23 protein-coding genes are annotated in these 25,724 nt (G+C 64.9%); 10 read left to right on the top strand and 13 right to left on the bottom strand.

Features of this window, described 5'->3' with window-relative positions; translation table 11 throughout:
- Nucleotides 1-93: 93 nt before the first annotated feature.
- Nucleotides 94-978: a LysR family transcriptional regulator gene (locus FJ988_RS27170; protein ID WP_140821806.1), complete on the top strand. Its 885-nt coding sequence runs from the start codon at nt 94-96 to the stop codon at nt 976-978.
- Here FJ988_RS27170 and FJ988_RS27175 read toward each other — a convergent pair.
- From FJ988_RS27175 to argH, 6 genes are all read right to left on the bottom strand, one after another.
- Complete coding sequence (locus FJ988_RS27175) at nt 975-1,346, bottom strand: glyoxalase superfamily protein (RefSeq protein ID WP_140821808.1); 372 nt, start codon at nt 1,344-1,346, stop codon at nt 975-977. The two genes, FJ988_RS27170 and FJ988_RS27175, sit on opposite strands and share 4 nt — an antisense overlap.
- Nucleotides 1,347-1,380: 34 nt before the next feature.
- Complete coding sequence (locus FJ988_RS27180) at nt 1,381-3,987, bottom strand: TIGR02302 family protein (protein WP_140821810.1); 2,607 nt, start codon at nt 3,985-3,987, stop codon at nt 1,381-1,383.
- 113 nt (nt 3,988-4,100) lie between these two features.
- Nucleotides 4,101-5,042, bottom strand: coding sequence for a threonine/serine dehydratase (locus tag FJ988_RS27185; protein WP_140821812.1), 942 nt, complete (start codon nt 5,040-5,042; stop codon nt 4,101-4,103).
- A 19-nt stretch (nt 5,043-5,061) separates the two neighbouring features.
- The gene (gene lysA / locus FJ988_RS27190; RefSeq protein WP_140821814.1) at nt 5,062-6,330 is read right to left on the bottom strand and encodes a diaminopimelate decarboxylase; all 1,269 of its coding nucleotides are present in this window, start codon (nt 6,328-6,330) and stop codon (nt 5,062-5,064) included.
- A 24-nt stretch (nt 6,331-6,354) separates the two neighbouring features.
- Entirely contained in the window at nt 6,355-6,561 is a 207-nt protein-coding gene (locus tag FJ988_RS27195; RefSeq protein WP_140821816.1) for a hypothetical protein, read from the bottom strand.
- A gap of 131 nt (nt 6,562-6,692) precedes the next feature.
- A complete protein-coding gene (argH, locus tag FJ988_RS27200; protein ID WP_140821818.1) occupies nt 6,693-8,093 on the bottom strand; it encodes an argininosuccinate lyase in 1,401 nt (466 codons plus the stop codon).
- Between the two features lie 49 nt (nt 8,094-8,142).
- Here argH and tlpA point away from each other — a divergent pair, with 49 nt between their 5' ends.
- Nucleotides 8,143-8,826 carry a thiol:disulfide interchange protein TlpA gene (tlpA, locus tag FJ988_RS27205; RefSeq protein WP_140821820.1) on the top strand — a complete coding sequence of 228 codons (684 nt, stop codon included), beginning with the start codon at nt 8,143-8,145 and terminating at the stop codon, nt 8,824-8,826.
- A gap of 149 nt (nt 8,827-8,975) precedes the next feature.
- Here tlpA and FJ988_RS27210 read toward each other — a convergent pair whose 3' ends face one another.
- A complete protein-coding gene (locus tag FJ988_RS27210; protein WP_140821822.1) occupies nt 8,976-10,016 on the bottom strand; it encodes an endonuclease/exonuclease/phosphatase family protein in 1,041 nt (346 codons plus the stop codon).
- A 249-nt stretch (nt 10,017-10,265) separates the two neighbouring features.
- On the opposite strand from FJ988_RS27210, the gene FJ988_RS27215 reads away from it, so the two are divergent.
- The 5 genes from FJ988_RS27215 to FJ988_RS27235 all read left to right on the top strand — a co-directional run bounded on the left by FJ988_RS27215 (nt 10,266) and on the right by FJ988_RS27235 (nt 15,482).
- Nucleotides 10,266-11,618 (top strand): extracellular solute-binding protein, encoded by a 1,353-nt coding sequence (locus FJ988_RS27215; RefSeq protein ID WP_140821824.1) that lies wholly within the window; start codon nt 10,266-10,268, stop codon nt 11,616-11,618.
- A gap of 103 nt (nt 11,619-11,721) precedes the next feature.
- Entirely contained in the window at nt 11,722-12,606 is an 885-nt protein-coding gene (locus FJ988_RS27220) for a carbohydrate ABC transporter permease (RefSeq protein ID WP_140821826.1), read from the top strand.
- Between the two features lie 8 nt (nt 12,607-12,614).
- Nucleotides 12,615-13,529 (top strand): ABC transporter permease subunit, encoded by a 915-nt coding sequence (locus FJ988_RS27225; protein WP_140821828.1) that lies wholly within the window; start codon nt 12,615-12,617, stop codon nt 13,527-13,529.
- 11 nt (nt 13,530-13,540) lie between these two features.
- Entirely contained in the window at nt 13,541-14,641 is a 1,101-nt protein-coding gene (ugpC, locus tag FJ988_RS27230) for a sn-glycerol-3-phosphate ABC transporter ATP-binding protein UgpC (protein ID WP_140821830.1), read from the top strand.
- Nucleotides 14,642-14,684: 43 nt separating this feature from the next.
- Entirely contained in the window at nt 14,685-15,482 is a 798-nt protein-coding gene (locus FJ988_RS27235; RefSeq protein ID WP_140821832.1) for a phosphodiesterase, read from the top strand.
- Nucleotides 15,483-15,503: 21 nt separating this feature from the next.
- On the opposite strand, the gene FJ988_RS27240 is transcribed toward FJ988_RS27235, so the two are convergent.
- The 3 genes from FJ988_RS27240 to FJ988_RS27250 form a co-directional block, all read right to left on the bottom strand.
- Nucleotides 15,504-16,586, bottom strand: coding sequence for an ABC transporter ATP-binding protein (locus FJ988_RS27240; protein ID WP_140821834.1), 1,083 nt, complete (start codon nt 16,584-16,586; stop codon nt 15,504-15,506).
- Nucleotides 16,583-18,154 carry an iron ABC transporter permease gene (locus FJ988_RS27245; protein ID WP_140821886.1) on the bottom strand — a complete coding sequence of 524 codons (1,572 nt, stop codon included), beginning with the start codon at nt 18,152-18,154 and terminating at the stop codon, nt 16,583-16,585. The genes FJ988_RS27240 and FJ988_RS27245 overlap by 4 nt, the downstream gene beginning before the upstream one ends.
- 175 nt (nt 18,155-18,329) lie before the next feature.
- A complete protein-coding gene (locus tag FJ988_RS27250) occupies nt 18,330-19,334 on the bottom strand; it encodes an iron ABC transporter substrate-binding protein (protein WP_140821836.1) in 1,005 nt (334 codons plus the stop codon).
- A gap of 206 nt (nt 19,335-19,540) precedes the next feature.
- Here FJ988_RS27250 and FJ988_RS27255 point away from each other — a divergent pair, with 206 nt between their 5' ends.
- The 3 genes from FJ988_RS27255 to FJ988_RS27265 all read left to right on the top strand — a co-directional run bounded on the left by FJ988_RS27255 (nt 19,541) and on the right by FJ988_RS27265 (nt 22,830).
- The gene (locus FJ988_RS27255) at nt 19,541-20,077 is read left to right on the top strand and encodes a sigma-70 family RNA polymerase sigma factor (RefSeq protein WP_140821839.1); all 537 of its coding nucleotides are present in this window, start codon (nt 19,541-19,543) and stop codon (nt 20,075-20,077) included.
- A 1-nt stretch (nt 20,078) separates the two neighbouring features.
- The gene (locus FJ988_RS27260) at nt 20,079-20,717 is read left to right on the top strand and encodes an NrsF family protein (RefSeq protein WP_140821841.1); all 639 of its coding nucleotides are present in this window, start codon (nt 20,079-20,081) and stop codon (nt 20,715-20,717) included.
- A gap of 220 nt (nt 20,718-20,937) precedes the next feature.
- Nucleotides 20,938-22,830 (top strand): PAS domain S-box protein, encoded by a 1,893-nt coding sequence (locus FJ988_RS27265; RefSeq protein ID WP_246688670.1) that lies wholly within the window; start codon nt 20,938-20,940, stop codon nt 22,828-22,830.
- Between the two features lie 30 nt (nt 22,831-22,860).
- Here the strand turns inward: FJ988_RS27265 and FJ988_RS27270 are convergent, their stop codons facing one another.
- From FJ988_RS27270 to FJ988_RS27280, 3 genes are all read right to left on the bottom strand, one after another.
- Complete coding sequence (locus FJ988_RS27270; protein WP_140821845.1) at nt 22,861-23,739, bottom strand: 3-hydroxybutyryl-CoA dehydrogenase; 879 nt, start codon at nt 23,737-23,739, stop codon at nt 22,861-22,863.
- 196 nt (nt 23,740-23,935) lie between these two features.
- Entirely contained in the window at nt 23,936-24,865 is a 930-nt protein-coding gene (locus FJ988_RS27275; protein WP_140821847.1) for an electron transfer flavoprotein subunit alpha/FixB family protein, read from the bottom strand.
- Nucleotides 24,866-24,889: 24 nt separating this feature from the next.
- Nucleotides 24,890-25,639 (bottom strand): electron transfer flavoprotein subunit beta/FixA family protein, encoded by a 750-nt coding sequence (locus FJ988_RS27280; RefSeq protein ID WP_140821849.1) that lies wholly within the window; start codon nt 25,637-25,639, stop codon nt 24,890-24,892.
- Nucleotides 25,640-25,724: the final 85 nt, after the last annotated feature.

Genomic DNA, 25,724 nt, shown 5'->3' on the forward strand with positions numbered 1-25,724 from the left:
ATCCAATGGGTATGGCGACTATCCTGTGGTGTTTGACATGTTGCAAACGAATTGGAATGATGCCAGCAATCAGAAATTCTTATGGCGGAATCGATGAAGCCCGTTCTCGACAGCGACCTTCTGCGCACCTTCGTGGCCGTGGCCGAAACCGGCAATTTCACGCGCGCGGCGGAGAAGGCCGGGCGCACGCAATCGGCCGTCTCCATGCAGATGAAGAAGCTGGAGGACATGGTCGGCGATGATCTGTTCGAGCGCGGCTCGCGCGGCGTGGTGCTGACGCGCCGCGGCGGCGAGCTGATCGGCAATGCCCGGCGCATCGTCTCGCTGCTCGACGAGACGGCCGCCTCGCTGGTGGCGCCGCCGCTCGGCGGGCTGGTGCGCATCGGCATTCCGGCCGAATACGGCCGCTCGATCCTGTCGCGGGCGCTGGGCGAATTCGCCAAGCGGCATCCGCGCGTCGAGGTCACCGTGCGCTATGCGCATTCGGATTCGCAGGTGAGGGCGCTTGCGGCGGGCGAGCTCGACCTCGCCGTTGTGTTCGAATGGGAAGGCTCTTCGGGCGGCGAGGTGCTGATGCACGATCCGACGGTATGGGTGACCTCGACGCTGCACCATATGCATGAGGAACGGCCGGTGCCCATTGCGCTCTACAGCCGCAATGGCTGGTGCCGTGACTTCGCCATCAAATCGCTGCACCAGCGCGGTCTCGACTACCGCGTCGCCTATACCAGCGACACCAATGGCGGGCTGACGCTCGCCGTGACCTCCGGCCTGGCGATCGCGCCGATCTCGCGCAGCAACATTCCGCCGGACTGCCGGGAACTGACGCCTGCCGACGGGTTCGGCGATATCGATTCGTCCAATGTCGTGCTGCACCGCAATCCGCTGGCGACCGGCGAGGCGATCGACGGCATGGAGAACGCGATCCGCGAGGCATTCATGCTGACCAGACAGGCGGCCGCGACGATCGAGCCTTAAATTTGAGATGGTTCGTAGAAGGTCAGTTGGTTGCCGAAGGGATCAATGACCGTGACTTCCTTCGTCTGCCACGGCGTCGTCTCCAGGCCGGGCCTGTTGAAGCGATATTTCTTGGCCGTCAACTCGCGGTGCAGGTCGGTGATGTCGACCGCCTCGATGCGGATATGAGTGCCGGGCGAGCCGTCGCCGTGATGCTCGCTCAGATGCAGTTCGCAGCCATCGCGAGCGATGCCCATGTAGAGCGGTGCATTGTCGTCGAAACGGTGCTCGAAGCGGACTTCGAAACCGAGGAAGCCGAGATAGAACTCCCGCGCCTTGGCGATGTCGAACATGCGCAGGATCGGGGTGACGGCTCCAAGCTTCGGCATGGTGTGATTGCGATCCGAGAATGATGCGGGCTGGCTATTTCAATTCCAGCAGCCGCTCAAGATAGCTGCGCTCGATGTCGGGGCTCAGCGCATTGCCGAGCCGCTTGCGGATGGCGTCGAGGATCTGGCGGGCGCGCTGCACGTCGATCTCGTCGGGAACCTTGACCGAGTTGCCGTCATCCGGGCCGTTGGTGGCGCGCGGCCGTCCGAGCGGGTCGCGGTCGGCGCCCTGCTGGCGCCCGCCCTGCTCGCTGCCGCCCTGGTCGCCCTGCATGGCCTGCATCTGCTTCATCATCTCCTTGGCGCCGCGGCGCAGCGCCTCAAGCGCGCGGCCCTGGTGGCCGACCGCCTGGTCGCCCTCGGCCTCGCCGAGCGACTTTTCGGCATTGCCCATGGATTTGCCGGCCTCGCCGAAGCCTTCATTGGGCTCCATGCCCATGCCTTCGAGACCCTTCTTCAGCTGGTCGAGCTCGCTCTGCAACTGGCCCTGGCCTTCCTGTAGCTGCTTCAGCGCGTCGGCTAGGTCCTTCGGCGACATTTTCGGCCGTCCGAGCGGATCGCGATCCTGGCCGGGGCCTGGCCGCTGTTCGTCCTGACCCTGCTGCGGGTCGCCATCCTCGCCAAGCTGCTGGTCGCCATCCTGGCCGCGCTGGCCGCGTTGCATCTGGTCGAGGCGGAAGGTGTCGTTCATCATCTCCTGCTGGCGGCGCATGATGTCGCCGAGCTTGTCCATCTGCTGGCGCATCTCGCCGTCCTGCTCGCCGCCCGGCTGCTGGCGGCCGGCCTGCAGGTTGTTCATCATGTCCTGCAGTTCCGACAGAAGCTGCTGGGCCTTGTCGCGATCACCGGATTTGGCGAGCTTCTCGATCTCGTCCATCATGCGATCGATGTCGCTCTGGCGCAGCTCGCGGCCGTTCTGCTGCATCTGCGGCGCGTTCGGGTTCTGCTGAGCGCGCTGGGCGAATTCCTGCAGGAACTGGTTCATCGCCTCGCGCAGTTCCTTCATCGCCTTTTCGATCTCTTCGTCGCTGGCGCCGTTCTTGATGGCGTCCTGAAGCGCCTGCTGCGCCTGGCGAAGCCGCCGCTCGGCGGCCGAGAGATTGCCTTCCTCGATGCCGAGCGCGATCTCCCAGAGGTAGGACACCACGTTGCGCAGCTGATCGTCGGTCTCGGAAAGCTTCAGCCGGCTCCTGGCGCTCATGATGGCGAGGTAGTTCGACATGTTGTCGATCGTGTCCTCGGGACGCAGCGTGATGGCGTCCATCAGGTCGAGCGCGCGCGGCTTGGCGTTGGTGTCGAGCGCGATCAGCCGGCGCTGCTCGAGCACGGCACGCGCCAGCGGGTTGCCGAAGGGACGTTCCGGCATCGTCCAGGTCTTGGTTTCGCTGGTCGCGGTGTGGCCGGCATCATCGGTGACGCTCAGCGTCAGCTTGATCGTGCTGCCGGCCCAGACATGCTCGGTCAGGTCCTTGGTGGTCTTGGCGGCGGTCGCCTTGCCGCCGCGGCGCGGCAGCGTCAGCGGCATGTCGGGGGCGCCGTAGAGCGGGTGTGCGTTGGCCTGCGGCGGATCGGCCAGTTCGAAGACGGCCTTGGCGGAGGCCGCGCCATAATCGTCGTCGATCTGGTAGTTGAGCTCGATCGAGCCGTTGACGGCGCGCTTCGGCTCGCCGACGAAACGGATCGCCGGCGGCTTGTCGGCGATGACGGCGAAGGCCCAGCGTCCGAGATTGTCCTCGCCGGATTTCAGCGTCAGCGTGCCGTTTGAGTTCAGCTTGCCGGTGAATTGGCGCACCTTGGGCGCGGTCTGGCTGGCCGGCGCCGGCGTCTTCGGCGCGGCGGGGTCGATGTTGCGGGCATTGCCGTCCGTGTCGGCATAGCTCAGCGTCTCCTCGCCGTTGCCGCCGGTGACGCGCAGCGACACGTCGCTGCCTTGCGGCACGGTGAAGGTCTGCGCCGCCTGGTTGGCGTCGGCGGTCAGGAACAGCGGCGGCTTGCCGGTATAGGCGGGCGGCGTCACCCAGGCGTCGATGCGCGGCGGCACCGCATCGCGCGCGGCGCGGGCGACGAAACCATCGCTGATCCTGCCGCCAAAGGGTCCGAAGGAGAAGGCGAAGGCGGTGACCAGCAAAAGCCCGGCAACGGCGCGCAGGCCCCAGCGGTCACGGTCCGGCACGCCGGTGCGCGGCTTGTCGGGGCCGAGGCTGGAGAGCCGCTCGGCCATGCGCTTCTGGTGCTCGCGCCACAATGCCTGCGAAAAGACGCTGTCGGCGCCGCTTGGGCGGTCGGTCTGCACTTGCACCGGGCTGTGCAGTAATTCGTTCGCCGCTTCGATGCGCCTGTCGACCTCGGCGGCCGACGGCAGGCGGAAGAAGCGCAGCGGATAGAGAGCGGCAAGCGCCGAGAGAGCGAACAGCGCTAGCAGGCCGATGCGGGCCGCGTCCGGCAGGCGCGCGAAGAGCCCGAGCCAGGAGAAACTCAGAAACAGGCTGGCGACGATCAAGAGCGGCAGGAGCAGCGGCCAGCCGCGCTCGAAGATCATGGCGGCCCGCGTGGCCAGCCGGCTGAGCGCCAAGCGCCCGGCCAGGCCGCGTTCACCGCTGGCCAGGCCGCGTTCGTTGCCGGAAGTGGGTCGTTCGGTCATCGGCCCTTCCTGCCCGGGCACAATGCCCAGACGTCACGAAGAGAAGAATACCAGCAAACACGGCAAAGGCGAGGCGCGTTCCCAAATCGTGAAGCGGCTGGGGCCGGTTATGATCAGAAATTCGCTGGATTCGTGTTGGAACCGCAGACCAGAACGGCGACGCGCTCGCCTTCGGCCGGCGTGTAGCGGCCGGAAAGCATGGCGGCGAAGGCCGCGGCGCCGCCTGGCTCGGCGATGATTCGCGCCCGGTCCCACAGCGCCTTCTGCGCTGCGGTGATGTCGTCGTCGCTGACCAGGATGGAGCGCTCGACGAAAGCCTCGGCGATTGGGAACATCATCTCGCCGACGCGCTTCGGCGCCAGCGAATCGGCGGCGACGCCTTCGGCTGGCGCATCGACCGGCTTGCCGGCCTCTAAGGCGCGGTAAAGCGTCGGCGCGCCTTCGGGCTCGATGGCAATGATGCGGATGCGGCCGGAAAACCATGCGGCGATGCCGCCGATCAGCCCGCCGCCGCCGACGGCGACGAGAAGCGTGTCGATATCGGGCAGATCGGCCTCGATCTCGAGGCCGAGCGTGCCCTGGCCGAGCAGCGTCTCCTCCTGGTTGAAGGCGTGGATCTGCAAGGCGCCGGTCTTTTCAGCAAATGCCTCGCTGGCGGCAAGCGCCTCGGCATAGCGCGCGCCGCCGACCACCAGGTCGGCGCCATAGCCACGGATGCGTTCGAGCTTGGCCGGCGGGCTGACCTCGGGCACGAAGATCGACGCCTTGTGGCCAAGCTTCATCGCGGCATAGGCGACCGCCGCGCCGTGATTGCCGCCCGAGGCCGCGACGACGCCGGCTTCCGGCACCGGTCGCGTCAGCAGATTGGTGAAGGCGCCGCGCGCCTTGAACGAGCCGGAATGCTGCAGGCATTCGAGCTTGAGATCGACCGGAAAGGGCGCTTTGCCGAAATCCGCCATGTCGACCCGCATCACCGGCGTGTGGCGCACATAAGGCCGGATGCGCGGTTCGACGGCCGCGATGCGCTCGCGCGTGATGGTTTTGGCATCCGGCATGATCTTGCTCCTTGGGCTGCTACTTCAGCCAGTCGGGAATAGAATCCAGCCCCAGCAATTCCTCATAAGTTTGGCGCGGCCGCACGATATGGAAGCGGTCGCCGTCGACCAGCACTTCCGGCACCAACAGCCTGGTGTTGTAGGTGCCGGCCTGCACCGCGCCGTAGGCGCCGGCGGTGGCGACGGCGATCAGGTCGCCGGCCTTCAACCTGGGCAGATCGCGGTCGAGGCCGATGAAGTCGCCGGTCTCGCAGACCGGGCCGACGACGTCGACCTTCATGCGCGGCGTCGAAGCCGGCGGCTGCACCACCGGCCGGATGTCGTGGAAGGCGTCGTAAAGCGTCGGCCGGATCAAATCGTTCATGGCGGCATCGACGACGAGGAAGTTCTTGGCGTCGCCTTCCTTCACATAGATGACTTCCGACACCAGGATGCCGGCATTGCCGACGATCAGGCGTCCAGGTTCGAACATCACCTTGAGGCCGAGCTTGGTGACATGCTTCTTGACGATCTCGGCATAGGCGTCGGGCAGCGGCGGTGGGCTGTTGTCGACGCGGTAGGGTATGCCCAGGCCGCCACCAAGATCGACATGCTCGATCGCATGCCCGTCGGCGCGCAGAGTGCCGACCAGCTCGGCCAAGAGCGCGAAGGCGTCGTCGAAGGGCTGCAACTCGGTGATCTGGCTGCCGATATGGGTGTCGATGCCGGTCACCTTGATGCCGGGCAATTCGGCCGCGCGGGCATAGACCTGGCGGGCTCGCTGCCAGGCAATGCCGAACTTGTTCTCGGCCTTGCCGGTCGAGATCTTCTTATGCGTCTTGGCATCGACATCCGGGTTGATGCGCAAGGAGATCGGCGCCACCTTGCCGAGCGCCGCGGCTCGGGCCGAGAGCAATTCGAGCTCAGGCTCGGATTCGACGTTGAAGCAGAGAATGCCGGCGTTGAGGGCAAAATCCATTTCGCGCGCGGTCTTGCCGACGCCGGAAAACAGGATCTTGCTGGCCGGAATGCCGGCGGCCAGAGCGCGGCGCAACTCGCCTTCCGAGACCACGTCGGCGCCGGCGCCTTGCCTGGCCAGCGTCTTCAGCACCGCAAGGTTGGAATTCGCCTTCATGGCGTAGCAGACCAGCGCGTCGAGGCCGGCGAAAGCCTCCTTGAAGACGCGGAAATGCCTGGTCAGCGTCGCCGTCGAATAGCAGTAGAAGGGCGTGCCGACTGCGGCTGCGATATCGGGGATGGCGACGTCCTCGGCATGGAGCACGCCGTCGCGGTAATCGAAATGGTTCACGTCACTTGGTTCCGGAGATCGAGGTCAGAGAAGGGGGTCGAGGATGAACTTCTTGTCCTTGACCGGTTTCTCCGGCTCCGGCGGCAGCGGCTCTTTGGCCTTTTCCGCATCCTTGCGCGCCTGCTCGGCGGCTTCGTAGGGCGTATCGAGACCGCTCTTGCGGCCGCAAGCCGTGACTGCCGCCATCGCTGCGAGCAGCGTGAGCGTCACCAAAATCCTGCGTCCGGTCATCGATCCATCCGTTCGAAACTGTTTTGTCGTGCTGCCGCTTTTAGCGGAGTTTTCAGCGCATTGCACCCCTGGCAATTGCCTTGATGCATGTCGTTGTCCCAGAACCGCTGCACGCTTCCGGGCGACATGCATCAAGCCTTGGTCAGGCGCTTTTTCCAGTAGCGGATCTGCTTCTTCACTTCCGACGGCGCGGTGCCGCCGAAACTCACCCGGCTCTTCACCGAATTCTGCACCGCCAGCACCGAGAAGATGTCGCCGGTGATGCCCGGGTGGATCGATTGCAGGTCTTCCAGCGAAAGCTTTTCCAGCCCGATTTTCTTTTCCTCGGCAAGCGCCACGGCGCGGCCGGTGACGTGATGGGCTTCGCGGAAGGGGAGGCCAAGGCTCCGGACCAGCCAGTCGGCGAGGTCGGTCGCCGTGGCGTGGCCGGCGCCCGCGGCCTTCTTCATGGCGGCGGCGTTGACCGTCATGTCTCGCACCATGCCGGTGGTCGCCGCCAGCATCAGGTCGAGCGTCTCGGCAGCGTCGAAGACGGCTTCCTTGTCTTCCTGCATGTCCTTGCCGTAGCTCATCGGCATGCCTTTCATGACGGTGAGCAGACCGATCAGATGGCCGTTGACGCGGCCGGTCTTGCCGCGCACCAGCTCGGCGGCGTCCGGGTTCTTCTTCTGCGGCATGATCGAGGAGCCGGTGGAGAATGAGTCCGACAGGCGGATGAAGGCGAATTGCGGCGTCGACCAGATGACGATCTCTTCGGCGAGCCTCGACAGATGCGTGGCGCAGATCGCGGCCACGCTCAGGAATTCGAGCGCGAAATCGCGGTCCGAGACACTGTCCAGCGAATTGCGCGTCGGCTCGCGGAAGCCGAGCGCCTTGGCCGTCTTGTGGCGGTCGATGCCGAAGCTGGTGCCGGCAAGGGCAGCCGCACCGAGCGGGTTTTCGTCCATGCGCTGGATGGCGTCGCGCACGCGCCACAGGTCGCGGCCGAACATCTCGACATAGGCCATCAGATGATGGCCGAAGGTCACCGGCTGCGCCGCCTGCAGATGGGTGAAGCCGGGCATGACGGTCGCGGCATGCTCCTCGGCGCGTTCGAGGAAGGCGGCGATCAGTTCCTTCAGCGCCTCGGCAACGCGTTGGCATTCTTCCTTGACCCAGAGGCGCAGATCGACCGCCACCTGGTCGTTGCGCGAACGCGCGGTGTGCAGGCGTCCCGCCGCCGGGCCGATCAGCTCGGCAAGGCGGGCCTCGACATTCATGTGGATGTCTTCCAGCCTGGTCGAGAATTCGAACGTCCCGGCCTCGATCTCTTTCAGGATCGCGTTCAGGCCGTGCGCGATCTTTTCTTGATCGGCCGCCGAAATAATGCCCGTTTCGGCCAGCATCTCGCTATGGGCGATCGAGCCGCGAATGTCTTGCGCGTAGAGTTTGCGGTCGAACGAGATCGATGCGTTGATCGCTTCCATGATGGCGGCCGGACCCGAGGCAAAACGTCCGCCCCACATCTGGTTGCTGGCCTTCTTGTCGCTCATTTATATAACCCGCGTTCCGGAGCAGTTTTGAGACATGGCAGTTTGAGACATGGCAGACGGCAATAGATTCTTCCCGGCCCCGCGCCTCATCCTCGCCGCCCTGGTGGCGGGCGTGCTGGCCGGCGCGGTCGCGGTATATGTCAGCGAGAGCCGGTCTGGCAACAATGCCCCTGTAGCCCAGGTCGCCGTCGGCGACAGCAAGGACGACGTCGCCTGCGCGGCGAAGGCCGGGCGGGCCAAGGCCGTCGCCGCCAAAGCCGTCGGCCAGGTCGCGGCGCTGCAGCCGGCCGAGCCGCCGCAATCGCTGAAAAGCCTCGCCTTCAACGGCCCGGATGGCAAGCCGATGACGATCGCCGACCATGCCGGCAAGACGGTGCTGCTCAACCTGTGGGCAACCTGGTGTGCGCCCTGCCGGGCCGAAATGCCGGCGCTCGACGCGCTGCAGAAGGAAAAGGGCGGCAAGGACTTCGAGGTGGTCGCGGTCAATGTCGACACCGGCGACGACACCAAGCCGAAGAAGTTCCTCAGCGAGATCGGCGTGCAGACGCTCGGCTTCTACCGGGATCCGACGATCGCCCTGTTCAACGAGGCCAAGACGCGCGGACTGGCGCTTGGCCTTCCCGTCACCATGCTGATCGACGGCGAAGGGTGCCTGATCGCGCATATGAACGGCCCGGCCGAATGGTCGAGCCCCGACGCCAAGCGGCTGGTGGAGGCGGCGCTGGCGCCGTAGCGAATTCAGACCGATCCCCCGGCAAGATGGCGGAAGAATCGGTTATGCCGCCCGCAACACTCGCGCGCCTGCCAGGTTGTATTTCCTGAGAAGATCATGCGCCGGAACCGATACCAGGACCGACCGGACCGACCGGGGTTGGCAAGTGGTCACGCCACCCGCACGGTGACCACCAGCGCTTCGTGGTCGGAGCTCGGGCTGCCGTCCGGCAGGACTGCCGGTAGCGTCACCGGCTGGCTTGCCACAAGGCCCCGCGTGAAGAACCAGTCTATGTGCCCGGCAGGTGTCAGGTCGCCCGCCGCGCGCCGCTGGGTGGGTTTGTCGAACGCATTGGCGTCGCGCCAATCGTAGCCGTACTCAGCGAAAACCGCGAACAGGGGCTCGTGGCGTTCGGGATACATCAGCCGGTCTGGTTCTGCGGCGATGCGCGCTCGCCACGCCGCCGGGTCGTCATTGCGTTCCGGATAGGTGGCGGTCAGCGTGTTGAGGTCGCCGCCGATCAACACCGGCGCGTCCGCGTCATATTTGTCGATGGCGTCGAGCAAATGGCGCGTCTGGTCGGCCCGCCCGGCGGGGGTGGTGCGGTTCTCGAGATGGACCGAGATCACCGTAACCCGGCGCTCGCCGAGCATAAGCTGGCCGCCGATCGCCATGCGGCCGCCGACGCGCGGCTGGCCGTGCTCCGGCAGGAACCAGGCGCCGGCGGCATCGAAGCGAATGAGGAACGGACGAAGCAAAGGTATGGCGCTGGTCACGGCGTTGCCATGGAAACCTTCCGTGTTCTGCGCCCCGCCATTGGCCGCCTGCTCGGCTTCATTGCCGTTGCCCAATTCGAGAAATTCGATGCCATAGGCGTAGGCATGGCCGAGCCTGTAGGCTAGCCGGCTCAGAAGATGGGTGTTGCCGGAGCGCGCCATGCCCTTGTCGACCTCCGACAAGAGCACGATTTCGGGCGCCTGGCCGGCGATGGTCTGGGCGATGGCGTCGACATGGCGCAGCCGCTCGACATTCCAGGCCATGACGGTGAGGCTGTCGCCGGCCCGTTCGCGCGATGTCTTGCCGCCGATCTCGATCTCGCCCAGCGCCGGGACGGCGGCGGCGTGGCGCAGATGGGTGGCGCTGTCGCGCGGGCCGTCGCGCATGGCGTTGCGTTCGGCAAGGGGCACGTGCGTGAGCTGCGGGACAAGCATGTCATTCATCCAGTTAGCCGGTTAATCACGGAAGGTCTTTTCATCGCTTCGAGTCGCCCTAGCTTCCTAGAGCGCCGATGTGACGGTTTCATGCCGGCGCGACCGCTGCCAGGGAGGAGAGACTGGCTGTTCGCAGGGCTTGCCTAACGGTCCGGAGGCCACAACAGAACTGTCACATACCTTCTCTATGAGAGCGGGCAAGGACTTGCGCAAAACCCTTGTCACACTGCCATTCAAGAGGGACAAATCATGACGATCATCAAGCGGGGCCTTACTGCCCTTGCCGCCGGCGCGTTCGGCGCCGCGCTCGCGGTTCCTGCCTTTGCAGAGCCGGTAAAGTTCGATTTCTGGTTCGGCCTGTCGGGCGATCTCGCCCGCGTCGTCGACACGCTGTGCAAGAACTTCAACGCCTCGCAGTCCGACTACGAGGTGGTCTGCACCAGCCAGGGCAATTACGACGCCACGCTGCAGAACACCATCGCAGCCTTCCGCGCCGGCAAGCAGCCGACCGTCGTCCAGGTCTATGACGTCGGCACCGCCACCATGATGCTGTCGGGCGCCTACAAGCCCGCCGACAAGCTGATGGAAGAGAACGGCTATAAGATCGATTACGCGGACTATTTCCCCGGCATCGCCCGCTACTACGCGACCTCGAAGGGCGAGATGCTGTCCTTCCCGTTCAACTCGTCGACCCCGCTGATGTATTGGAACAAGGACGCCTTCGCCAAGATCGGAAAGACCGAAGCGCCGAAGACCTGGGAAGACGTCGGCGCCGACCTCAAGGCGCTTAAGGATGCCGGCTACGATTGCCCGATGGCGATCAACATCTCGGCCAATGAAAGCTGGCAGCTGATGGAGCAGTTCTCGGCGCTGCACAACCAGCCGATCGCCACCAAGAACAACGGCTATGACGGTCTCGACGCCCAACTCGAAGTCAACAAGACCAAGTTTGTCCAATACGTCACCGATCTCAAGAAGTGGTATGACGCCGGCCTGATCAAGATCAAGTCGAAGGATCTTGGACAGGACATGGTGCAGGCCTTCGCCACCGGGACCTGCCAGGTCATCCTGACCTCGGTCGGCGATCACGGCACGGTCGGCCGCACGCAGAAGGAAGGCATGAACTGGGATGTCGCCGAACTGCCGGTCTATGCCGGTACCCAGCGCATGAATTCGCTGGTCGGCGGCGCTTCGCTGTGGGTCCTGTCGGGCAAGTCGGACGCTGAGTATAAGGGCGCTGCCGCATTCCTGAACTTCATCCACGACCCCAAGACCGCTTTGTTCTGGTCAACCAACACCGGCTATATCCCAGTGACCAAATCCGGCTTCGAATACATGAAAAGCCAGGGCTTTTACGACAAGGCGCCCTACAAGGGCCGCGAAGTGGCGATCGCCAGCCTCACCGCCTCGGAGCCGAACGAGATCACACGTGGCATCCGCCTCGGCAATTTCACCCAGATCCGCGCCGAGTTCGGCACGCAGATGCAGGCGATCTTCGCCAACAAGGTCAGCGTCCAGGAAGGCCTCGACAATCTGGTCAAGAACGGTGACGCGATCCTTGCGCGCTTCCAGCAGACCTATCCGGGCAAGACCCTGCCCTGATCCCGGATAGCGGAACGGCCGCCCGCCGAGATTCGACGGGCGGCCATTTCATATCTAGGGTTACCAAAAAGCGGGTCGGCGGTTCAGCGGCAACGGCGGATCGATGGAAAAACGCGTCACTTTCAGCAAATGGCGGATCGGCATCCTGTTCGCGGTGCCGCAGCTCCTTCTGATCTTCACCTTCTTCTACTGGCCGGCCGGGCAGGCGGTCTACTGGTCGCTGACCTTGCAGCAGCCCTGGGGCGGCGGCAACATCTGGGTCGGTCTCGACAATTTCCGCTCGATCCTGTCCAACGCCGACTACTGGAATTCAATCACCGCCAGCCTCGTCTTCGCCGGGATCAGCACCGGCCTTGCGATGTTCATCGCGCTTGTGCTTGCGGCCTTGACTGACCGGCAGCTTGCCGGCTCATGGCTGTACCGCGTGGTGCTGATCTGGCCTTACGGCATCGCCGCGCCCGCATTGGCGCTGGCGTTCCGCTTCATCCTGGCGCCCGAAGCCGGCTTCATGGCCGTCGTCAACCATTTTTGGCCCGGCGTATGGGATCCGGGTCTCGACGGCGCCGACGCCATGGCCTCCATCATCGTCGCCTTTTCCTGGAAATATGTCGGCTACAACTTCATCTTCTTCCTCGCCGCGTTCCAGGCCATCCCGAGGTCGCTGATCGAAGCGGCGGCGATGGATGGTTCGGGGGTCATCAGGCGCTTCTGGGATATCCAGCTCCCGCTGATCACGCCGACGATCTTCTTCCTTCTGGTCATCAACATCACCGAGAGTTTCCAAGATTCCTTCGGCATCGTCGATATCATGACCGCCGGCGGCCCAGCCAATGCCACCAACCTGATGGTCTACAAGATCTATTCCGACGGCTTCAAAGGCCTGGATTACTCGGGCGCGGCCGCGCAGAGCATCATCCTGATGATCTTGATCGTCGCCCTCACCATCGTCCAGTTCCGCTTCATCGAGCGGCGCGTGCATTATCGCTGAGGCGGGCCATGGTCGAGCGCACTCCGATCCTCAACTTCTTCACGCATCTGATCCTGTTTGCCGGCTTCGTATTTTGCGTGGCGCCGTTCGTCATCGTAGCGATTGCGGCCTCGCATAATCTGAAGGACGTCAACGACGTGCCGATGTCGCTGCTGCCGGGCAGCGATTTCTGGGTCAACATCAAGACGGCGTGGACGACCGCCGATCTCGGCCCGAAGCTGCTCAACTCCTTCATCATGGCGTTCGGCGTCGCTGCCGGCAAGGTGATCATCTCGGCGCTCACCGCCTTCTCGATCGTGTATTTCCGCTATCCCGGCCGCATGCTGATGTTCTGGCTGATCTTCATCACGCTGATGCTGCCGCTCGAAGTCCGTATCGTGCCGACCTATGCGGTGGTCGCCAATGTGCTGGAGCCCTATCAGGCGATCCTGGATCTGACCGGGATTTCCTGGCTGATCCAGAAGATATCGGGGGTCCAGGTCCAACTCAGCCTGGGACTGCTCAATTCCTATAGCGGCCTGATCCTGCCGCTGGTGGCGACCGCCACCGGCACCTTCCTTTACCGCCAGTTCTTCCTGACCGTGCCGGACGAATTGACGGAAGCCGCGCGCATGGACGGCGCCGGCGCGATGCGCTTCTTCGTCGATATCCTGTTGCCGCTGTCGCGCAACAACATGGCCGCACTCGGCACCATCATGTTCCTGTGGGCCTGGAACCAGTATCTGTGGCCGCTGTTGATCACCACCGACCAGTCGCACGCGATGGCGGTGACCGAGCTCAAGCAGCTCATCCCCAATGTCGGCGGCGCGCCGGAATGGCATATCGCCATGGCCGGCACGCTGATCATCATGCTGCCGCCGCTGGTCGTCGTGGTGCTGATGCAGCGCTGGTTCGTGCGCGGCCTGATCGCCACCGAGAAATAGGGAGACGACAAATGGCCTCCATCACCATCCGCGGCGTCAAGAAGAACTACGCCAAGACACAGGTCGTGCATGGCGTCGACCTCGACTTCGCCTCAGGCGAATTCGTCGTTATCCTGGGGCCGTCCGGCTGCGGTAAGTCCACGCTGCTCAGGATGATCGCCGGGCTGGAGGAGATTTCCGACGGCACCATCGCCATCGACAACATGGTGGTCAACAAGCTCGAGCCGCGCGAGCGCGGCTGCGCCATGGTGTTCCAGAACTACGCGCTCTATCCGCATATGAGCGTTTCGCAGAACATCGGCTATTCGCTCAAGGTGGCCGGCGTTCCCACCGCCGAACGCACCCAGCGCATCCAGGCGGTCGCCCGCGTCCTGGAACTGGAACATCTCCTCGACCGCAAGCCGATGGCGCTGTCGGGCGGCCAGCGCCAGCGTGTCGCCATGGGCCGCGCCATGATCCGCGAGCCCAAGGTTTTCCTCTTCGACGAGCCGCTCTCCAACCTAGACGCCAAATTGCGCGTGCAGATGCGCTCGGAAATCCGCAAGCTGCACCGACGCCTTAGCGCCACCTCGGTCTTCGTCACGCACGATCAGGTCGAGGCGATGACGCTGGCCGACCGGCTGGTGGTGATGAATGGCGGCCGCGTCGAGCAGGTCGGGACGCCGGCCGAGGTGTACAGCCGGCCGGCAAGCCGTTTCGTCGCGACCTTCGTCGGCGCGCCGGCGATGAACATGCTGGAGGGCGAGGTCACGCTCGAAGGTCTGTCGCTGCTCGGCGGCAGCCGCAAGCTCAACGTCTCGCGCGCCGGCCTGGCGGTCGGCTCCAAGGTCGCGGTCGGCATCCGGCCGGAAGCCGTGCGCATGGTGGCGCCGGGCACGCCCGGGGCGCTCGAGGCGACCGTCGATCTCGTGGAGGAACTCGGCGCCGGCCGGGTCATCTATGTCGATCTAGACGGCGCGCCGTTCTCGGTGGTGACATCGGAAACCGTGCATCCGGAGCCAGGCAGCGCGATAGGGTTGCAATTTGCGGAGTCCGACCTGCATTTCTTCTCGTCCGAAACCGGCGGCCGGCTTGACGTTTTCAAGGCTTCGGTGCCGGAGCCGGCCCTGTAGGCGACGCGACCGGACTTCCGAAAGCTGATTGAGGGTTCATTGCATGAAGATCATCCAGGTCACGGACGTCCATCTCGGCCGTCGCGGCGTCTTGCGTTACGGCGCCGATCTGCATGAGCGGCTCGATCGCTGCATCGACCATATCAATGCCCGGCACGGCGATGCGGCGCTGTGCATCTTCACCGGCGACCTTACCGATGCCGGCGACCCCGAAGCCTATGCCGACCTCAAGGCGGCGTTGAGCCGGCTTACCGTGCCGTATCGCCTTTTGCCCGGCAATCACGACCTGCGCGCCAATCTTATCGCCGCCTTCCCGGATAACGGATCGGACGGCAACGGCTTCGTGCAATCGGTCTTCGATGCGCCGGAGGGGCGGCTGGTCTTCCTCGACAGCCTGGCCGAAGGCCGCGTCACCGGCGAATTGTCGGACGACCGGCTCGCCTGGCTCGATGCGCGGCTCGGCGAGGCGGCGGGCAGGGGCGCCTATATCTTCCTGCATCACCCGCCGGTCGAGCTCGGGCTGACGTTGCTCGACCCGCTCGGCCTCGAACAGCCGCATCGGCTGCTCGATGTGCTGACCCGCCACGGCAATGTCCGCTACATCTTTTTCGGCCATGTGCATCGCGACATCGCCGGCACGGTCGCCGGCATTCCGTTCTCGGTGCAGCGCGGGCTGCATGCCCGCTTCATGCTCGACCTGGTCGGCGACGAAATGGTCGAGCAGGCGCCGCCCGCCTATTCGATCATCCTGATCGACGGCGCCCGCGTCGTCATCCATAGCTGCGATTTCCTCGAGCAATGGCCGCTGTGGTCGCCGGCAACCGGCCAGCGCGTGCGGTAAGGCCGGGCTCAGACTCGACCTTCAGGCGAACACATGCGCCTTGCCGGAGACGGTAAGGCGTACGATCTCGCCGACGGCCGGCGCGTCGACGCCGGTCTTGCGCAGGATGAGCGGCGTCGAGCCGATCGCGGCGGCATCCGGCGGGTCGGGGTTGTTGAGCAGCCGCACCGCGATCGTGCAGACAGAGCCCGCGAATTCCGCCTCGGTCACCTCGCCGAACATGGTGTCCGGCGTGCCCGACATGCCCTCGCGCGAGGTCCGTTTGACGACGACCTGCTCGGGCCTCAGCATGATGCGAGCGACATCTCGGCGCTCCTTGGTGTCGACGGCGATGCGGCCGAGCGGGGTGACGGCAAAGCCGCCGGCGATTTTCGCCGGAAGGATGATGGCGTCGCCGAGGAATTCGGCGACCATCCTGTCCCTGGGCTGGAAATAGAGCTCGCGCGGCGTGCCGACCTGCGAGAACAGTCCGTCGCGCATCACCGCCACCTGGCTGGCGAAGGACAGCGCCTCGGCCTGATCGTGGGTGACCAGGATAGTGGTGATGCCGGCTTCTTCCAGAAGCTCCGCCACGGCCTTGCGCATCGAGGCGCGCAGGCCGGTGTCGAGCGCCGAGAACGGCTCGTCGAGCAGCATCAGCCTCGGCTTCATCGCCATGGCGCGGGCAAGCGCTACACGCTGCTGCTGGCCGCCGGAGAGCTCGTGCGGCCGGCGTTTCAGGACGGCCTTGTCAAGCCCGACGATATAGGCGAGCTCGACGATGCGCTCGTGGCGCTTGTCCTCGCCTCTCGCCATGCCGAAACCGATATTGTCGGCGATGCTGAGATGGGGGAACAAGGCGCCGTCCTGCGCCACGACGCCGATGCCGCGGCGATGCGCAGGCACCGCGGCATGGCCGTTGGCCAGCACCTTGCCGTCGAGCGCGATGCGGCCGCTGTCGGGCGCCTCGAAGCCGGCGATCAGCCTCAGCAAAGTGGTCTTGCCGCATCCGGACGGACCAACGATCGCTGTGCGGCTGCCGCTTTCGACCTTCAGGTCGACGCCGCCGAGCGCCGTCACCGGGCCGTATTTTTTCGACACGCCGCTGAGTTCGAGGAAGCTCATCGTCCGGCCATCCGTTTCGACTGGACATAGAGCAGCCAGGTCATCGGCAACGACATCGCCACCATGATCAGGGCGTAGGGGGCGGCGGAGGCGTAGTCGATCTCGCCGCTATAGGACCAGAAGGCCATGGCCAGCGTGCGCGTGCCGTTGGGCGCCAGCATCTGGGTGGCGGTGAGCTCGTTGGTGATGCCAAGCGCGACCATCGCCATGCCGGCAGCCGCCCCTGGCGCCGAGAGCCGGATGGTCGTCGACCACAGCGCCTTCATCGGCGGCCGGCCGAGGCTGGAAGCGGCGCGTTCCAGCTCCACCGGCGCCTGTGCGATCGAGGCGCGCAGGCTGACCAGCGCGCGCGGCAAAAACATCAGCGCGTAGCCGAACAGGATGGTGAACAGCGTCTGGTAGAGCGGCAGCGCCACCCGCACCGTGATGGTGACCAGCGCAAGCGCAATGACCACGCCCGGCAGCGCGCCGACGATATAATTGCAGCCCTCCAACAGGCGCTGCAGGCGACCCGGCGCGCGGATGGAGATCCAGGCCATCGGCATGGCGGCGATCGTGGCCAACAGCGCGCCGGCAATGGCGAGGAACAGCGTCTGGCCGAGCGCCAGGCTGATCTCGTCCCAGCGCCAGACATCGGCGCCGCCGGCTAAGAGCCAGCGGCTGACGGTGATGAAAGGCACGCCGAGCGAAAGCAGCGCGACGCCGGCGGGCAAAAGCAGACAGGGCAAGTTGGCGCGGCCGAGCCGGGCCCGCTGCTGCTTGCGCGCCGCGCCCGCGCCGACGCGCGCATAGCGCTCCTCGCCGCGCAGGATCACCTCGAAGGCGAGCAGCACGAAGCAGCAAGCGACCAGCACGGCGGCGAGCATGTTCGCTGCCGGTCCGTTGAAGGTCGACTGGAACTGGTCGACGATCGCTGTGGTGAAGGTGTCGAAGCGGATGAAGACATAGAGGCCGTATTCGGCCAGCAGATGCAGGCCGACCAGCAGGGCGCCGCCGCATATGGCAAGCCTGAGCTGCGGCAACACGACGCGCGCGAAGACGCGCCACGGGCCAAGGCCGAGGGCCGCCGCCGCATCCTCGAGCGCGGGATCGAGCCTGCGCAGCGCCGCCGAGATCGGCAGATAGAGGAAGGGGAAATAGGCGATCACGGAGACCAGCACGCCGGCCCAGAGCCCGTGCAGGCCGGGCACCAGGCTGATCCAGGCATAGGAGTGCACGAAAGCGGGGATGGCTAAAGGCGCGACGCAAAGCCAGGCCCAGAGACGGGCGCCGGGCAGGTCGCTGCGCTCGGTGAGCCAGGCCAGCGCCACCGACAGCACAATGGCGACCGGGACGGCGACGGCGACGAGCAGGATCGTGTTGACCAAGAGATCGCCGACGCGCTGACGAAAGATCAGTGCCACCACCGTATCCCAGCCGGTCTGGATTGCGACCCAGACGATGAAGCCGAGCGGCAACAGCGCGATCAGCGAAATGAGCGCGGCGGCAAGCATTATCCACGACGCGGACCGCCGCTTCTTCATCCGGGCAGCCGGCCTGGAGGGGGTGATGTCGATCGCCGACTGCATCAGGCAGGCCAATGGCTCGCCGCCGTCTGCCGGCGGCAGCGGTCCGATGCGTCGCGAATGCGGCGGGAAGCGCGGCCGATCGTCATCGACGAGGCGGTCTCCAAACAAAAAGGCTCCCACGGAAAGCAGATTCCCGCGGGAGCACGGTCGTTTGCCCTTTTAGGACCAACGTGGACTAAAGCAAGCCGGCTTGCGTCATCAGGTCGATGACCTTCTTGGAATTCAGCGTCGCCGGGTCGACTTTCGGCGCCTGCAGATCGGCCAGCGGCACCAGCTTCGGGTTGGATTCGGCGCCCTTGCCGATGGCGTATTCATAGGACGTGCCGGTCTTCAGCACCTCTTGGCCGCCCTTCCCGGTCACCCACTTCAGGAAGGCCTGGGCTTCCTTCGGATGCTTGCTGGAGGCCAGCACACCGCCGCCGGAGACCGACACGAAGGCGCCCGGGTCCTGGTTCTTGAAGTAGTGCAGGGCCACGTTCTTGCTGTTCTCGCCGGTCTTGGCCTGATCGCCGAACCAGTAATAGTGGTAGATGACGCCGCCATCGATCTCGCCGGCATTGACGGCCTTCATCACCGTGCCGTTGCCTTTATAGGCAGTGAAATTCTGCTTCATCGCCTTCAGCCAGTCGGCGGTCGCGGCTTCGCCCTTGATCTGAAGCAGGGCGCTGACGATGGCCTGGAAGTCGGCGCCCGAGGGCGATGCCGCCCAGCGGCCCTTCCAGCTCGGATCAGCGAGGTCGAGCAGCGATTTGGGCAGCTGGTCTTCCTTCAGCTTCGTCGTGTTGTAGGCAAAGACGGTGCTGCGGGCGGCGACGCCGACCCATTTGCCGCTCGACGGCTGATATTCTTGCGGCACCTGGGCCAGCGTCTCGGCATCGACCGGCGCGAACAGGCCGGCAGCCTCGACCAGCGCCATGGCCGGCGAGTTCTCGGTCAGGAACACATCGGCCGGCGAAGCCGCGCCCTCGGCGACGATCTGGTTGGAGAAATCGCTGTCGCCGCCGTTGCGCAGCGTCACCTTGATGCCGGTTTCCTTGGTGAAGCCCTTGGCCCATTCCTTGGCAAGGCTCTCATGCTGGGCGTTGTAGACGATGATGCCGGCGTCCTCGGCCATGGCCGGACCGGTAACCAGACCGAACGCCAATGCGGCGCCGGCGAGCGTGGAAAGGGCAGATTTCATAGGTGTCGTCCTCGATTTCAAAAACAGGGATTCAGGCACGGCCCGACCTACCAATACCTGATCGTCTTAGTCAACATTGTGACCCTGCTTCAATCGGCCGCCACGCCTGCAAACTTTCGTGACTTTGCGGCAATTTGGCTTGGACATTATTTCGCCGGCCACGTAACAAACCGGGGCCGAGACGCGAACATCGGGGGTAAACTCTTGTGACCGGCAAGGACGAGGCAGAACTCTCCGGGCTGCTCAAGGCCGCGATCGCGGGAGACGAGAAGGCGTATGCAGATTTTCTGCACCGGATAGCCGCCCTCATTCGCGGCTTCGTTCGGCGCAAGATCGTTCAGGGCGGGGTCGACCCCGAGGATGTCGTGCAGGAAACCTTGCTGGCCATTCATGTCAAACGCCACACCTGGCGGCAGGACGCGCCGGTGCTGCCGTGGGTCTATGCGATCGCCCGCTTCAAGCTGATCGACGCCTTCCGCCGGCGCGGGCGGCGCATCGAGGTGGAGATCGACGAGATCGCCGAGACCTTCGCCGAGCCGGAAACAGAGACCGTCAGCGAGCGCGACATCAATCGGGCGCTCGACGGGCTGCCGCCGGCGCAGCGCTCCGTCGTTTCCTCGATTTCGGTCGACGGCCATTCGATCGGCGAGACAGCTTCGAAGCTCGGCATCAGCGAGACGGCAGTGCGGGTGTCGCTGCATCGCGGGTTGACCGCGATCGCCAAGCGATTTGGGCGACAGTGACATGAAGACAGAGGATCTCATAAAGGCGCTGGACGCCGATGCTCGCGACAAGGCGATGCCGCTCGGCAAGGCCTGGTGGCTGGCCTTCGGCGTGGCCGTCGCGATCGCGGCGGTGGTCTTCTTCGCCACCATCGGACCGCGGCCCGACATCATGCCGGCCATGCACACGATGCGATTCATGTCGAAATTCGTCTTCACGCTGGTGCTTGCCGCCAGCGCCTTCGCGCTGATCCGCGCCCTGTCGATGCCGGGCGCCACAACCAGGCGGGCGATGGCCTGGATGGTCGCGGCGCCTGTGCTGGTCGTGATCGCCGTGGTGCTGGAGCTCTTCGTCGTGCCTCAAGCCGACTGGGGCACGCGGATGGTCGGTTCCAATATGATGATCTGCATGAGCTTTATCCCGCTGATCGGTATCGGGCCGCTGGCGATTTTCCTCGGCATGCTGCGCTACGGCGCGCCGACGCGGCCGGTGCTGGCGGGTGCGGTCGCCGGCCTGCTTGCGGGCGGGCTTGCGGCAACCTTCTACGCCGCGCACTGCTTCGACGATTCGCCGCTTTTCGTCGCCACCTGGTACACGATCGCAATCGCCTTCCTCGCCTTGCTCGGCGCCATAGGCGGGCGGCTTTTCGTGCGCTGGTAGCCGCAGCAGCGATTTCGAAACAGTCCTTTAATCATGCCGGCAATTGTTTGCCGGTTGGCGGAGCGATCGCGCCCGCCTACGCAACCTTTCTTTAAAATCGATCCGCCAGGGTTGTGCCGCGTGCAGTTGCGCATTGGGGTGGTATCGCATTGTGGCGTGGTTGAACGGGAAAGGGCTTCGTGTCGACAGGCACGCCGCGTTGGGCTTTACGGCGTTCGGCGTGGCCGCTACCGCCGTGGCGGTCCTGTCGCCGCGCCTGGAACTCGGCGCGGATGCGCTGAAGCTCCTGCTGCAGATCTGCGTCGCCATTACCGCCGCCACCTTGTTCCTATCGGCGCTGTTCATCCACCGCATCATCGATGATCGCCGCCAGATCGCCGAGAGCGAACAGCGCTTCCGTCGCGCCATGGAGGATTCGGCTATCGGCGTCGTGATCGTTGGTCTCGATGGCCGTATCCAGCAAACCAACGCCGCTTTTGCCGCGATGCTGGGCTACAGCCGTGCTGAGATCGAGGCGCTGACCTTTCCGCAGATCACGCATCCGGACGATCTGCCGATCGGCCGCGAGACGATGCTGGGTGTGAAGGAAGGCAGGGTCAGTTCCTACCATTTCGAAAAGCGCTATCTGAGGAAGGACGGAACGCCGGTCTGGGCGCAGCTCGCGGGCTCGGTCATTCGCGATGAAGACACCGGCAAGCCGCTCTATCTGGTGTCGCAGATCGAGGACATCGACGCGCGCAAGCTGGCCGAGGCGCGCATCGCCGAGGCGGAGACGCGCTGGAACTTCGCGCTCACCAGCACCGGACAAGGTGTGTGGAGCCTCGATATGCGCAAGGGCGGCACCACCTATTCCGAGACCTGGGTGAGGATGCTGGGTTATGCCGATGGCGAACTCGACGGCGATCCCGACCGTTGGCTGACCATGATCCATCCGGACGACCGCGAGCGCGTCGCCGAAGCGGACAGGGCGCATCTTGCCGGGGAGACGCCCTTCTTCGAGGCCGAATTCCGCATGCGGCACAAGGACGGCCGCTGGATCTGGATCCTCGACCGCGGCAAGACGATCGAGCGCGACGCCGAGGGCCGGCTGATAAGGGCGATCGGCAGCCTGACCGACATTACCGAACGCAAGGAAGCCGAGGCGCGGCTGATGGTGTCGGCAGCGATGCTGGCCGACGAGAAGGAGCGGCTCAGGGTCACGCTGCAATCGATCGGCGACGCGGTGATCTGCACCGATGCCGCAAATCGCATCACCTTCATGAACCCGGTCGCCGAAAAGCTGACCGGCATTGCCGTCGGCGAGGCGCTCGGCAAGGTGCTCGGCCATGTCTATTGGGCGGTCGATGAGGAGACCGGGCAGCGGATCGGCCTGACGCGCCCCTCCGCGAGCGAGCGGCCGCATTGCGACCAGAACACGCGGGCCGTTCTGGTGCGGCGCGACGACACGCGCTGCAGCATCCGCCAGGTGGTGTCGCCGATCATGAACGACCGCAACGAATTCTGCGGTCTGGTCATCGTCTTCCAGGATTTCACCGACGCGCGCGCCCTGCAGCGGCAACTGGCTTACGCCGCGGCGCATGACGCGCTGACCGGGCTTGCCAACCGTTCGAGCTTCATCCGCACCATGGAGGATCTGGTCGACCAATGCCGGCTCAACGGCGGCGAGCACCAGTTCATGTTCGTCGACCTCGACCATTTCAAGGCGGTCAACGATACCGGCGGCCATGCCGCGGGCGATGCTCTCTTGAAGCTCGTGGCCGATGCCATCCGCAACGTGCTGGGGTCGGAAGATATCGTCGCGCGGCTCGGCGGCGACGAGTTCGCCGTCATCCTGAAGTCGGGCGCTGCGGCGCGCGCGCCGGTCGCGGCGCGCTCGATCATCGATGCCATCCGCAATTTGAACTTCAACTGGGAAGGCCGCCCGCATTCGATCGGCGCCAGCATCGGGCTTGCGCCGATCCGCGCCGGGCGCGGCGAGGTCGACGAGATCATCGCCCGCGCCGACGCCGCCTGCTATGCCGCCAAGGCCGCCGGCCGCGGCTGCGTTTCGGCGGCGCCGGACGAATATATCAAGGACGAGACGACGCCGGCGCCGCTTGCCGCGGCGTCCTGACGTCAGCCGAATACGAGCGTCTAGCCCGCTTCAGCGCGTCGGCACCGGATGTTCGCCGCGATAGTCGTAGAAGCCGCGGCCGGTCTTGCGGCCGAGCCAGCCGGCCTCGACATATTTCACCAGCAGCGGGCAGGGCCGGTATTTCGAATCCGACAGACCCTCATGCAGCACTTGCATGATCGACAGACAGGTATCGAGGCCGATGAAGTCAGCCAGCTGCAACGGTCCCATCGGGTGATTGGCGCCGAGCCGCATGGCAGTGTCGATGGCATCGACCGTGCCGACGCCTTCGTAAAGCGTGTAGATCGCCTCGTTGATCATCGGCAACAGGATGCGGTTGACGATGAAGGCCGGGAAATCCTCCGAGACGGTGATCGTCTTTTCGAGGTGCTTCACGTAGTCCTTGGCCGCCTCGAAGGTCTGGTCCTCGGTGGCGATGCCGCGCACCAGCTCGACAAGCTTCATCACCGGCACCGGGTTCATGAAATGAATGCCGATGAAGCGTTCGGGACGGTCGGTCTGCGCGGCCAACCGGGTGATCGAGATCGACGAGGTGTTGGTCGCCAGGATGGCTTCCGGGTTCAGCTGCGGGCAAAGCTGGGCGTAGATCTTGCGCTTGACCGTCTCGTCCTCCGTCGCTGCCTCGATCACCAGATCGGCTGCGGCGAGATCGGCCATCGCCGGGGCGGCGGAGATGCGCGCCATCGCGTCGTTGCGCGCCTTCTCCTCGAGCTTTCCAGATCCGACTTGGCGGGCCATGTTGCCGCTGATGGTGGCGATGCCCTTTTCGATCCGGTCGGGCGATAGGTCGTGGATCAGCACCTTGTAGCCACCCAGCGCCGAGACATGGGCGATGCCGCCTCCCATTTGACCCGCGCCGACAATGCCGATCGTCTCGATCTTGCTCATTACCCCGATCCCGTCTGGAGCATTGCGGCTTCCGCGAAGCCCGCAAACGCTCTTTTTGTTTCCCGCAATTCCGGATGCAAACCGCCGGAACTGCTGCAAGCCTTGCTGGCCTGCTTTTTGTGCAGTGCAAACTAAAAGGGCGGGGCGACTTCGTCTACCCCACCCTTCACAATTTAGTACGTCCAGGCTGGAAGCGTCAAAGCGCCTTTTGCAGTTCCGGCAGAATGACGAAGAGATCGCCGACGAGGCCGTAATCGGCAACCTGGAAGATCGGGGCTTCCTCGTCCTTGTTGATAGCAACGATGACCTTCGAATCCTTCATGCCGGCGAGGTGCTGGATGGCGCCGGAAATGCCGACGGCGATGTAGAGGTCGGGCGCCACCACCTTGCCGGTCTGGCCGACCTGCCAATCGTTCGGCGCATAGCCGGCATCGACCGCGGCGCGGGAGGCGCCGACGGCGGCGCCGAGCTTGTCGGCAACCGGCAGGATGACTTCCTGGAACTTCTCCGAGGAGCCGAGCGCGCGGCCGCCGGAGATGATGATCTTGGCCGAGGTCAGTTCCGGACGATCGTTCTCCGAAAGCTTGTTCTCGACGAAGGAGGAGAGGCCCGGATTGGCTGCGGCGCTGGCCGTTTCCACCGAGGCCGAGCCGCCTTCGGGCGCGGCCGAGAAGGAAGCGGTGCGCACGGTGATGACCTTCTTGGCGTCGGTCGACTGGACGGTCTGGATGGCGTTGCCGGCATAGATCGGGCGCTTGAAGGTGTCGGGCGATACCACTTCGATGATTTCCGACACCTGGGCAACGTCGAGCAAGGCGGCGACGCGCGGCGCGATGTTCTTGCCGGCGGAGGTCGCCGGGGCGACGATCGTGTCGTAGCCGCCCGCAAGCGACACCACGAGGGCCGCGGTCGGCTCGGCGAGGCGCTCGGCAAGCTCGTCGGCTTCGGCGAGCAGCACTTTACGAACACCTTTCAGCTTGGCGGCGGCGTCGGCGGCAGCCTTGGCGCCCTTGCCGGCGACCAGCACGTCGACATCCGAGCCGATCTGCAGGGCCGCCGCCAGCGCCTTGGCTGTCTGGTCGGAAAGGCTTGTATTGTCGTGTTCCGCGATGAGGAGAATAGCCATTTTCTTTGTCCTTTCCTGACCGCTTTACAGAACGCCGGCTTCGTTCTTGAGCTTTTCGACCAGTTCGGCGACGCTCTTGACCTTGACGCCCGCCTTGCGGCCGCCCGGTTCCTCGGTCTTGATCACCTTGAGGCGCGGCTTGACGTCGGCGCCGTAGTCGGCCGGGCTCTTTTCGTCGAGCGGCTTCTTCTTGGCCTTCATGATGTTGGGCAGCGATGCATAGCGCGGCTGGTTGAGGCGCAGATCCGCAGTGACGATCGCCGGCATCTTCAGCTCAACCGTCTGCAGGCCGCCGTCGACTTCGCGCGTGACCTTGGCCTTGTCGCCCGCGAGCTCGATCTTCGAAGCGAAGGTGCCTTGGGCCCAGCCGAGCAGCGCCGCCAGCATCTGGCCGGTCTGATTGCTGTCGTCGTCGATGGCCTGCTTGCCGAGGATGACGAGGCCGGGCTGCTCGGCGTCGACAACGCCCTTCAGCACCTTGGCGACGCCGAGCGGCTCGGTCTGCTCGTCGGTCTTGACCAGGATGGCGCGGTCTGCGCCCATGGCGAGCGCGGTGCGCAGCGTTTCTTGCGCCTGCTGCGGGCCGATCGAAACGACGATGATCTCTTCCGCTTTGCCAGCTTCCTTGATGCGGATCGCTTCCTCGACCGCGATCTCGTCGAACGGGTTCATCGCCATCTTGACGTTGGCGAGCTCGACGCCCAGTCCGTCGGCTTTCACCCGGACCTTGACGTTGGCGTCAACAACCCGTTTCACGGGCACAAGGATCTTCATTTCCTGTCACCTCTTCTGAGATAAATCGGGCGCGCTATACCAGCACGCTAATGCCTAGAGTTGTCGAAAGCCGACATTCCGCAAG

Origin of the sequence: Mesorhizobium sp. CU3 (assembly GCF_006442965.1) — a bacterium.
GTDB lineage: Bacteria > Pseudomonadota > Alphaproteobacteria > Rhizobiales > Rhizobiaceae > Mesorhizobium.

Coding starts and splice junctions, on each gene's coding strand:
- ugpC (WP_140821830.1), top strand. CDS start 13,541: ATGGCCTCCATCACCATCCGCGGCGTCAAGAAGAACTACGCCAAGACA.
- FJ988_RS27240 (WP_140821834.1), bottom strand. CDS start 16,586: ATGAGCTTCCTCGAACTCAGCGGCGTGTCGAAAAAATACGGCCCGGTG.
- FJ988_RS27225 (WP_140821828.1), top strand. CDS start 12,615: ATGGTCGAGCGCACTCCGATCCTCAACTTCTTCACGCATCTGATCCTG.
- tlpA (WP_140821820.1), top strand. CDS start 8,143: ATGGCAGACGGCAATAGATTCTTCCCGGCCCCGCGCCTCATCCTCGCC.
- FJ988_RS27260 (WP_140821841.1), top strand. CDS start 20,079: ATGAAGACAGAGGATCTCATAAAGGCGCTGGACGCCGATGCTCGCGAC.
- FJ988_RS27170 (WP_140821806.1), top strand. CDS start 94: ATGAAGCCCGTTCTCGACAGCGACCTTCTGCGCACCTTCGTGGCCGTG.
- FJ988_RS27250 (WP_140821836.1), bottom strand. CDS start 19,334: ATGAAATCTGCCCTTTCCACGCTCGCCGGCGCCGCATTGGCGTTCGGT.
- FJ988_RS27280 (WP_140821849.1), bottom strand. CDS start 25,639: ATGAAGATCCTTGTGCCCGTGAAACGGGTTGTTGACGCCAACGTCAAG.
- FJ988_RS27195 (WP_140821816.1), bottom strand. CDS start 6,561: ATGACCGGACGCAGGATTTTGGTGACGCTCACGCTGCTCGCAGCGATG.
- FJ988_RS27270 (WP_140821845.1), bottom strand. CDS start 23,739: ATGAGCAAGATCGAGACGATCGGCATTGTCGGCGCGGGTCAAATGGGA.
- FJ988_RS27235 (WP_140821832.1), top strand. CDS start 14,685: ATGAAGATCATCCAGGTCACGGACGTCCATCTCGGCCGTCGCGGCGTC.
- argH (WP_140821818.1), bottom strand. CDS start 8,093: ATGAGCGACAAGAAGGCCAGCAACCAGATGTGGGGCGGACGTTTTGCC.
- FJ988_RS27210 (WP_140821822.1), bottom strand. CDS start 10,016: ATGCTTGTCCCGCAGCTCACGCACGTGCCCCTTGCCGAACGCAACGCC.
- FJ988_RS27185 (WP_140821812.1), bottom strand. CDS start 5,042: ATGCCGGATGCCAAAACCATCACGCGCGAGCGCATCGCGGCCGTCGAA.
- FJ988_RS27180 (WP_140821810.1), bottom strand. CDS start 3,987: ATGACCGAACGACCCACTTCCGGCAACGAACGCGGCCTGGCCAGCGGT.
- FJ988_RS27275 (WP_140821847.1), bottom strand. CDS start 24,865: ATGGCTATTCTCCTCATCGCGGAACACGACAATACAAGCCTTTCCGAC.
- FJ988_RS27245 (WP_140821886.1), bottom strand. CDS start 18,154: ATGCAGTCGGCGATCGACATCACCCCCTCCAGGCCGGCTGCCCGGATG.
- FJ988_RS27215 (WP_140821824.1), top strand. CDS start 10,266: ATGACGATCATCAAGCGGGGCCTTACTGCCCTTGCCGCCGGCGCGTTC.
- FJ988_RS27220 (WP_140821826.1), top strand. CDS start 11,722: ATGGAAAAACGCGTCACTTTCAGCAAATGGCGGATCGGCATCCTGTTC.
- FJ988_RS27175 (WP_140821808.1), bottom strand. CDS start 1,346: ATGCCGAAGCTTGGAGCCGTCACCCCGATCCTGCGCATGTTCGACATC.